General features: G+C 39.1%; 1 protein-coding gene. It reads right to left on the bottom strand.

The genetic code is table 11. The features are described from left to right. Positions 1-170: 170 nt before the first annotated feature. A complete protein-coding gene (locus BTHERMOSOX_RS11690) occupies positions 171-713 on the bottom strand; it encodes a GyrI-like domain-containing protein (RefSeq protein ID WP_138121256.1) in 543 nt (180 codons plus the stop codon). Positions 714-851: the final 138 nt, after the last annotated feature.

Raw genomic sequence — 851 nt, 5'->3', positions numbered from 1 at the left:
TATGCTGGAGAATTGGTCAGGTCGAACGCTATGTTCGAAGGTGCTTCGCACCAAGAAGATAGTGTTAGACCGCAGGTCAACTCCACCGTTCACACGGCGCGAAGCGCCGTGTGAACGCTTGAATTCAGCTGACGCGTTAGCGGTCGGCTGGAATGATTTGTTAGGTGTTGTCATCTAATTTTTGTAATACGAACTTGTATTTCAGTAATCAAGTCTTTTGGGTGGTTGTCATCAATGCTGTTCCAATAGAGTAATCTAATTTCTTCGTTTTCGTGCGGAATATATTTCCCTGTCGTTATAACTTTTAAAAACGTATTCCTGATTGCTTTGCCAATAGTCTGATAGCTTCCTTTGTAAATATATGATGCAAATAGCCCTCCACTCAATGTTCGAGTTTTTACCGTTTTAGTTTCTTTAGGGTTGCCTTTATAACCAATAGCATAGATGCTGCCCGAGATCTCTTTGCTTTCTAAACTTAATTGAGGGAAAAGCACCTGATATGTATCGCTTTCATTTATAAGGTAATACTGAATTAGTTTTATGAGCGTATTGCTGATATGGCCATTTTCTTTTTTATGGATAACATACAAAACATCTTTATTCTCAACAGTTTTGATTTCAAACTCACCTGGCGGAGGTAATTCAAGCGCAAAGGAGGAAACTCCTATAAAAAAGAACACGAACAACACAACATATTTTATAAAATGTTTCATTTTTTGATACCTAACGGTGGAGTTGACATGCCAATTGTATCAGCATATTAGAGGCTAGCCTCTTTTTTATGCTGGAGAATTGGTCAGGTCGAACGCTATGTTCGAAGGTGCTTCGCACCAAGAAGATAGTGTTAGACC

This window comes from Bathymodiolus heckerae thiotrophic gill symbiont (assembly GCF_900128515.1).
Classification (GTDB): domain Bacteria; phylum Pseudomonadota; class Gammaproteobacteria; order PS1; family Pseudothioglobaceae; genus Thioglobus_A.
The sequence above is the reverse complement of the archived record's forward strand: the minus strand, read 5'-3'. Positions and strand labels throughout refer to the sequence as shown.

Excerpts from the sequence above, each read along its gene's own strand:
- BTHERMOSOX_RS11690 (WP_138121256.1), bottom strand. The coding sequence starts at position 713 with ATGAAACATTTTATAAAATATGTTGTGTTGTTCGTGTTCTTTTTTATA.